This is a genomic window from Geothermobacter ehrlichii (genome assembly GCF_008124615.1).
Lineage (GTDB): Bacteria > Desulfobacterota > Desulfuromonadia > Desulfuromonadales > Geothermobacteraceae > Geothermobacter > Geothermobacter ehrlichii.
Genome location: NZ_VNIB01000009.1, coordinates 114,153 through 122,321, shown reverse-complemented (window position 1 = coordinate 122,321; position 8,169 = coordinate 114,153). Strand labels below are relative to the sequence as shown.

The window sequence follows — 8,169 nt, the reverse complement described above, 5'->3', positions numbered from 1 at the left end:
CGATCGAACATCGTCTCCTCCGATTCATCTACATGCGGAGGAAACATACAACCATCTATGGTTCGCTACAACTCCACGGAAATCGACGAAGAACCAAAAAAAAGGGCGCCACCCCGAGAGTGGCGCCATCCATATCAACGGAACGGCAAAGGACAAGCCATCAGAACGACAGGCTGACGCTCAGACCGGCCGCCGATTCGCTGTCGATGACCTGTCTGGCCTCGTCGCTGATCCCCTCGGAGAAGAGATATGAGGCCGAGATGCCGATGGCGTCCGTTATGGCGTAGTCGATGCCCAGGCTCGCTTCGTAGTTGTGCCAGTCGCTGTAGCTGCCAATGGCGTAGTCACTCTCCTCGTTCCAGGAAATGGCCAGACCGGGGGTGACGCTCAGGCCCTTGACCGGCTCGAAGCAGTGCGAAACGGCGAAGACGAAGAAGAGACCTTTCTTTTCGGCCTTGTCCCAGTCGTAGTAGGCGGTCAGGGAAGGAGAGGCGATGACGTCGAAGCTGACGCCGGCATAGAGCTCGCTGGTATCCTCCAGCCCGTCGAGGGCATAGAAGATGTTGCCGACGCTGACCGAGACCAGGTCGCCCGGCTCGAAACTGTAGTCGAGGGTCAGATCGGTTTCGTTGACTTCGCCGGCCGGCAGCCCTTCACCGGCGTCGTTTTTCAGTTGCATGTTGCTCCAGTAACTGACGGTGAAACCGCCGATGGCGACATCAACCCCGCCCTGGGCCACCGGCAGCCCGCCGCTCAGGTCGAAACCGCGCCACAGGTACTTGTCGTAGATCCCCGCGTAGACATCCCCTTCGGCCTCGAAGGCCAGGGCGCTTACGGGCGGCAGGCAGGAAAGCGTCGCAACAAGAACGATCAGAAAACGGACAAACCTCTTCATGGCCGGGTTACTCCTTTTTTTTCGTGGTTGATGTGGACGGACAATCAAGGGGCATGTCGACAGACCAGGCGGGTCAAAAAGAATCCGAATGCAAGGCGTCCGGAATCCCGAGGGGCGAGACGTGAGTACAGGTCGAGATTCCGGCAGATGAGGACAACGCCGCAAACAGACCTTTTTCGACCGCCTGACGGGCGGGGCGACCGCCCCGCCCGCTTTTGACTCTCAGGACTGCTTGACCGGCCTGGTCGCCAGGCTGGAAGCACTCATCCGGGCAGAGGCGGTCACCCCCAGGCCGGTTCCGCCGACGTGGCGGGTCTGGAAGTCGGGGTAGGCTTCCATGCCGATCTCGGTGACGTCGCAGCCGAGCATCTCTTCTTCTTCACTGACCCGGATGCCGACGGTAACCTTGAGCAGCAGCCAGGCGGCGGCGGTGGTGACAACCACGAAGGCGCCGGTAGCGACCACCCCGATCAGCTGGGTGACGAAACTCGCCTCGGCATTGGTGAAGGGAACGGCCAGGGTCCCCCAGATGCCGCAGACCAGGTGCACCGAAAGGGCGCCGACCACGTCATCGATGCGGAGCCGGTCGAAGAAGGGAACGGCCAGCACCACCAGCACGCCACCGACGGCGCCGATCAGGGTCGCCGCCCCGAGCGAAGGGGTATCGGGCCCGGCGGTGATCGACACCAGGCCGGCCAGGGCGCCGTTGAGGGCCATGGTGACATCGACCTTCTTGTAGAGCAGCTGCACCATCGCCATCGCCGCCACCATGCCGCCGCAGGCGGCCATGTTGGTGTTGACCATGACGTTCGACATGCTGATGGCGCTGGCGGCATCGCCGAGGGCCAGCACCGAGCCGCCGTTGAAGCCGTACCAGCCCATCCAGAGGATGAAGGTCCCCAGGGTGGCCAGCGGAATGTTGGAACCGGGAATCGGGTTGACCCGGCCGTCCTTGCCGTACTTGCCCTTGCGGGCGCCGAGGATGATGGCCCCGGTCAGGGCGGCCCAGCCGCCGACCGAATGGACGATGGTCGAGCCGGCGAAATCGACGAAACCGAGCTGCGACAGCCAGCCGCCGCCCCAGCCCCAGGCCCCCTGGATCGGATAGATGAAGCCGGTCAGGATGACGCAGAAGGCGAGAAAGGACCAGAGCTTGATCCGTTCGGCGACACAGCCGGAGACCACCGAACAGGCCGCACCGCAGAAGACCATCTGGAAGAACCAGTCGGAAGCGGCGGCATAGCCGGTGGCGTAGTTGCCGGCCAAGGCGGCGCTGTCGTCGGCGGCCCAGATGCCGAACGAACCGATGAAACCACCGTCGACCCCGTCATACATCAGGTTGTAGCCGACCAGGTAGAAGAGGATGCCGGCGATGCCGAACAGGGCGATGTTCTTCAGGCAGATGGTGGCGACATTCCTGGAGCGAACCAGGCCTGATTCGAGCATGCCGAAACCGGCGGCCATCCACATCACCAGAATGCCCATCACCAGGAAAGAAAAAGTGTTGAGAATGTAGGATACTTCCGAAACCGGCGCCGTCGCGGCGAAAGCCGGCAGGGGTACGACCGTCATGCCAACGAACCCCGGACCCAGCAGCTTCATCTTCTTCATCGTTCCGTTCTCCTTCCTCTTGCGTTCACAGGGCATCCGTACCGGTTTCGCCGGTACGGATCCGAACTGCCTGCTCGACCTCGGTTACGAAGATCTTGCCGTCGCCGATCCGTCCGGTGCCTGCAGCCTGTTGAATCGCACCGATGATCGCCTCCAGCTGTTCATCCGGCACAACCAGATCGATCTTCAACTTGGGCAGAAAATCGATCTGGTACTCGGCGCCGCGGTAGAGTTCGGTATGGCCTTTCTGCCGACCGAACCCCCGAACCTCGCCGACGGTCATCCCGGCGATGCCGAGATCGGCCAGGGCATCCTTGACCTCGTCCAGCTTGAACGGCTTGATGATGCATTCGATCTTTTTCATAGCTGTTCCTTCTTTCCTCGGGTTGATAAACGCCAAATAAAAAGGCGCCCCGATCCGAACGCGATGTCTCGCGCTGGATGGGGCGCCATTGCCCTTGGGTCGTCATGGTTGGCGAAACGCCCTTGTTTCGCGCTGTTCGACCAGTCTGTGGTTGCCGGGGGACCAAACAGCCGGCGCCGGCGACTCCTCAGGTAGCTAGCACGGGGTGTGCCAAAAAGGTTTTTCTTTTACTTTCAAGCAATTCCCCAACGACACTTCTCCACCTTGCCCAAACTTGCGGCAGAAAGAAGGCCTCTGACTAAATTTTGTTCACCGGATGGGCTGGGAAGGTGAGCCGGAACAGCGCCCCCATGCCGGGCCGGCTGTCCAGCTCAATCTCGCCGTCATGTTCCTGAACGATCTGGCGGCAGAGATAGAGACCGAGTCCGGTCCCCTCCCCCTCCTGTTTGGTCGTGAAAAAGGGCTCGAAGATACGTCCCCGCAGATCCTCGGCAATGCCTGGTCCGTTGTCGGCAACCTCGACCACCACTTGGTTCTCGCCTGCCTGCTTCAGCTTCACGCATATCACCCCGTCTCGCCCGAGCGCCTGGGCAGCGTTCTGCAGCAGGTTGATGAACACCTGCTTGAGCTTGTTGACATCAGCGGCCACCGCCGGAACCGGGTGGAAGCAGCGCACCAGATGAATGGATCGTTTCTGCAGCTCATAATGCAACAGCAAAAGCACATCTTCGAGCACCGCCTGCAGGTCGGTGGGACGCAGTTGCGGCGCTTCCCGGCGGGAGAAGCTGAGCAGCCCCTCGGTCAGAGCCTGGAGCCGCTCGACTTCGCGGCCGACGCGCTCGATCAGGTCGCGCCCCTCATCACCGGGAAGTTCCCGCTCGAGCAACTGGGCGGCATAGCCGATCACCGTCAGGGGGTTGTTGATCTCGTGGGCGATACCGGCGGTCAGGCGGCCGATCTCGGCCAACTTTTCGGTATGCAGGTGCCGGTCGAGCAGGCGGCGAAACTCGGTGAGATCCTCGACCACTACCAGCACCCCGGTGGTCATGCCGGCCCGGCGCAAGGGGACGACCTGGCGCTTCTGAAAGCGCAGTTCGCCGCGCAGGTTGCGGTGGGGCAACTCCAGCACTCCCGGGCTACCACCCGCCACTACCTGGCGCAAAAGACGCTCGAAGTCCTGACCGCGCAGGTGGGGAAAGAGATCGAGCAGGTCACACCCAAGCACCTCGTAGGCCGGCCGGCCGCTGAGCCGTTCCATGGCCGGATTCCAGCTGGTCACCTTCAGATCGGTGTCGAGGGTGTAGACGCCGAGATTTACATGGCGCAGGATCTGTCGGTTGAGCTGGTCGAGCTGCCGGTTGGCATCGCTTGCGCGGTCGAGAAAGGCGAGCAGACGCTCGTTCTCCAAGGCGATGGCCGCCAGACCGGCAAAAGCGAGCATGGGACCGATGTCCGCCTGATCGAAGGCGCCGGGCCGGCGGCTTTCGACGTTGAAGACACCGATGACGCGCTCGTGCGCCACCAGCGGCACCGCCAGCTCGCTGCGCGCCCCCTCGATGCCACCGAGATAGCCGGGCTCGTCGAGAACATCGGCCACAAGAATCGGCTCGCCGCGGGCAGCGACCCGACCCATGATCCCCTCGCCCAGGCAGATGCGCAGCCGTTCGGCCTCGGCCGGGTAACCGAAGGAGGCGACGGTCACCAGCTCGCCACTCTGTTCATCGAGCAGGCGGATGATGGCGTTGTCGAAGCCGAACACCCCCTGGGCCAGCTCAAGGATGCGTTGCAGCAGCTCGCCGCTGGCGACGTCGGTCAGGTGCTGGCTGATCTCCAGGTGGGCCTTGAGCAGACGATCGTGTTTCGACTCTTGCACCATGAATCCGGATCACCCCTCGACCAGCAGGATCGCCTCGGCCACTTGGCGCAGGCTCTTGCGCCGGTCCATGGCCAGCTTCTGCATCCGGCGATAGGCCTCCGGCTCGCTCAGCCCCCGGCCCATGAGCACCCTTTTGGCGCGGTCGATCTGCTTGCGGGTCTCCAGGGTCTCCTTCAGGCGGTCGTTCTCCTCGCGCAGCTGGTGCAGCTCCATGAACTGGTGAATCGCCAGCTCCAGGGTGACGCGCAGCTGATCAGGATCGAAGGGCTTGAGCAGGTAATGCTGCACCCCGGCCTCGCGGGCCCGGGCGAAGGTTTCGGCATCGCGGGTCGCGGTCAACAACAGAAGCGGCATGGGCCGCTCCTTGCTTAATTTTTCGGCAACACTGACACCGTCCATGCCCGGCATGGAGACATCGAGAATGGCCAGAAGCGGCTTTTCCGTCAGGGCCAGAGACAGGGCCTGCACCCCGTTTTCGGCCTCGATAATCCTGTCAAACCCATAGCTTGCGACCGATTCGAGCACCTGGTGCCGGACCAGGGGTTCGTCGTCGGCAACCAGCAGAACCTTCATGGCGCAACCTCCCTTGCGTGGATCTCAAGCAAGGGAGACTGCACAAGGGGTGCCAGTGAGGAAAGGGCCCCAGAGAATCCGCTGCCCGAACAGAGAGGCGGTCAGGGAGACCGCCAGGCGGGCGACTTTTTCCCATCTGCCTAGTTACCCCCCTCCGCCAGCAACGATGGAAACCGGGATCATTCCAGACAGAAGGTCAGGGCGGACAGGCTGATCCTGATGGCGGCAACGGCAATGCACACCGCCAGCAGCAGACGCAGTTTGCCCACCGGCAGCCGGCGGCTGAGCTGCCCGCCGGCAAACGTCGCCGGAACGACCGCCAGAACCAGCGCCGGCACCAGCGACCAGAGGATCTGCCCGGTCAGCGCCTTGCCGAGAAAGGCCGCCAGAGAAGAGAGAAGTATGATCGCCAGATTGCTGCCGATGGCGATCCGCGTCGGTATCTGCAGAAACGAGGTCATCAGCGGTATGAGAATGAAAGAGCCGCCCTGACCGACCAGCCCCCCCAGAAAACCGACGCCGCCGGCAATGGTAACGGCCCGCAGGCGGCTGAAAGTGACCTGCTCGACGTTCGGCCGTTCACTGTCTTCGGCCGTGGGGACAAGGATCAGGACGGCGGCCGCCAGAGCCAGAATGGCAAAGACCGCCAACAGCAGCTGGTTGGCGATCCGGTCAGCAGCGGCGCCACCAGTCAGGGCGGCGACAAAAATAGTCGAGCCCATCCAGGCGGCGAGACGGCCGGAGACAAAATGGAACTTGCGGTGGACCAGCACTCCGGAAAGGCAGGCTGTCAGCCCCTGGATGATGGTCAGGCCGGCCACCTCCCGCATCGAAAAAGCGGGCAACCCCAGCCACGGCGGCACATAGAGCAGCAGCGGCGCCATGACGATGCCGCCGCCGATGCCGAGCAACCCCGAAAGAAAGCCGCTCACCAGCCCCAACGTCCCAACCAGCAGATGCATGTTCATCGTCGCATCCGTTTGCTCCGCAACGGCATCGCAGCCGGCAGAAATCGACAATCCCTATTCTGATAAATCACAACATAGACAAAACTGATTGCAACGACCCAAAAAAAGGGCTTGCCGTCAGACGACTTCGATGCCGACCGCTCCGGACACAACTTCGCCGATCAGTCGGGCGGCCTTGACACCGCCGGCATGCAGCTCCGCCAGCAGTTCATCCGCCTGGGACGCCGGCAGAGCCAGCAGCAGCCCGCCAGAGGTTTGCGGGTCGTAGAGCAGCTCTTCCTCCGCCCCGTTCAGGGCACAGCGCATATCCAGTTCACAGCGGGCGACCATCGCCCGGTTCGGTCGATTACTGCCGGTGGTTTCCCCCTTGCGGTACATCTCCAGGGCGCCGGGATAGAACGGCAGCTCCCGGTAGCGAACCCGGATCCGGGCGTCGGCCCCCTGGGCCATTTCCAGCAGATGACCGAGAATGCCGAAACCGGTGAGATCGGTGCAGGCGTGCAGCTCGAAACGCAGGGCTGCTTCCATCGCCGGACCGTTCAGAGCGGCGATGGAAGGGAGCACCTCCCGCTCCAGCTCCGGGTAGGGAAACTTTCCCGACCGCACAGCATTGAACAGCACCCCGGAACCGATCGGCTTGGTCAAAATCAGGGCGTCGCCGGGACGGGCGCCGGCATTGGTGATGATCCGATCCGGGTGCACCACGCCATTGACGCAAAGCCCGTACTTCGGCTCTTCGTCGTCGACCGAATGGCCACCAACCAGGCAGGCGCCTGCTTCCTGCACCTTGTCATGGCCGCCGCGCAGGATCTCCTTCAGATACCCCATGTCGAGATGCCGGGAGGGGAACATCACCAGGTTGAGAGCGGTAACCGGTTTGCCACCCATCGAATAGACGTCTGAGATGGAATTGGCCGCGGAAATCTGTCCGAACCAGTAAGGGTCATCCACCGGCGGGGTGATGAAGTCCACGGTGTTGACCATGGCAAGCTCCGGCGACAGACGGTACACCGCCGCATCGTCGGAAGTTTCGATGCCGACCAGCAGATTGGGATCATCGGGCGCAGGCAGGCCCTCGAGAGCGTCCGACAGAACTGCCGGACCGATCTTGGCCGCTCAGCCGCAGGTGCGGGACAGGCCGGTCAGGGTCTTTTTCCTGAAAAAAAACATTGGACCACCTCCTACTTTAATACTGTTTGTGAATCGTCTTGCCGGAAGAATCCCGGTCTTGATCGTCAATCCGACTTTTCCTGCCGGATGGCATTGATCATCTTCTTCAGTTCCCGAGCCATGATCAGACTGCCGTCGCGCCGGATCTTGAACTCGGGGCCGATCACCAGCAGGCGGGGAATGAGATAGACATTGTAGGCCTTGCGTACCTGGCCGTCGTCGAGCAGGGGCACGAAGTTTTTTGGCAGCGCCTTGCCGGCCAGATAGTCACGCACCATGCTCTCGTTGTCCTGCAGAAAGACGTCGAGCACGACCACGTCACTGTCATCGAGGAAATCGGCCAGCTTGCCGATTTCCTCCATCTGCTGCCGGCAGGTGGGACACCAGGTTGTCGCCAGTTTGAGAACGACGATCCTGCCCCTGTACTGCGCCAGGCGGACCAGCTTGCCCGACAGGTTCGGCAACTCGAAATCCGGGGCGATGTCGCCCTTTTCCAGGGCCGCAGCCGGCAGGGAGAAAACCAGCAGCAGAACGGAAAGCAACAACAGGGTACGAAACGATGTCATGCGCTCCTCCAGGGGGTCGACCGCCAGAACAGGGGGTTGAATGCCGTCAACTGAGCAGGTGAGAACCAAAAGAAGACTGGTCATGCCTCCGAAGAAAAAAGGACGGCGGTCAGTGTCTCTTCGCAGGCCCGGCCGTTTTCGGTCCC

8 protein-coding genes are annotated in these 8,169 nt (G+C 62.3%); all 8 read right to left on the bottom strand.

Translation table 11 applies throughout. The features are described 5' to 3' along the window. Positions 1–160 precede the first annotated feature (160 nt). The gene (locus tag EDC39_RS10590) at positions 161–895 is read right to left on the bottom strand and encodes a TorF family putative porin (protein ID WP_148896354.1); all 735 of its coding nucleotides are present in this window, start codon (positions 893–895) and stop codon (positions 161–163) included. Positions 896–1,117: 222 nt separating this feature from the next. After that, entirely contained in the window at positions 1,118–2,506 is a 1,389-nt protein-coding gene (amt, locus tag EDC39_RS10585) for an ammonium transporter (RefSeq protein ID WP_148896353.1), read from the bottom strand. Between the two features lie 25 nt (positions 2,507–2,531). Then, positions 2,532–2,870 (bottom strand): P-II family nitrogen regulator, encoded by a 339-nt coding sequence (locus EDC39_RS10580; RefSeq protein ID WP_148896352.1) that lies wholly within the window; start codon positions 2,868–2,870, stop codon positions 2,532–2,534. A 298-nt stretch (positions 2,871–3,168) separates the two neighbouring features. Then, positions 3,169–4,743, bottom strand: a complete 1,575-nt coding sequence (locus tag EDC39_RS10575; protein ID WP_187426749.1) for a GAF domain-containing sensor histidine kinase — start codon at positions 4,741–4,743, stop codon at positions 3,169–3,171. 12 nt (positions 4,744–4,755) lie between these two features. Then, positions 4,756–5,319, bottom strand: coding sequence for an ANTAR domain-containing response regulator (locus EDC39_RS10570; protein ID WP_148896350.1), 564 nt, complete (start codon positions 5,317–5,319; stop codon positions 4,756–4,758). Between the two features lie 179 nt (positions 5,320–5,498). Next, on the bottom strand, positions 5,499–6,287 hold the full coding sequence (locus tag EDC39_RS10565) for a sulfite exporter TauE/SafE family protein (RefSeq protein ID WP_148896349.1): 789 nt from the start codon (positions 6,285–6,287) through the stop codon (positions 5,499–5,501). 117 nt (positions 6,288–6,404) lie between these two features. Further along, positions 6,405–7,457, bottom strand: coding sequence for a selenide, water dikinase SelD (gene selD / locus EDC39_RS10560; RefSeq protein WP_281289756.1), 1,053 nt, complete (start codon positions 7,455–7,457; stop codon positions 6,405–6,407). Positions 7,458–7,522: 65 nt separating this feature from the next. Further along, a complete protein-coding gene (locus tag EDC39_RS10555) occupies positions 7,523–8,023 on the bottom strand; it encodes a TlpA family protein disulfide reductase (RefSeq protein ID WP_187426748.1) in 501 nt (166 codons plus the stop codon). Between the last annotated feature and the right edge of the window lie 146 nt (positions 8,024–8,169).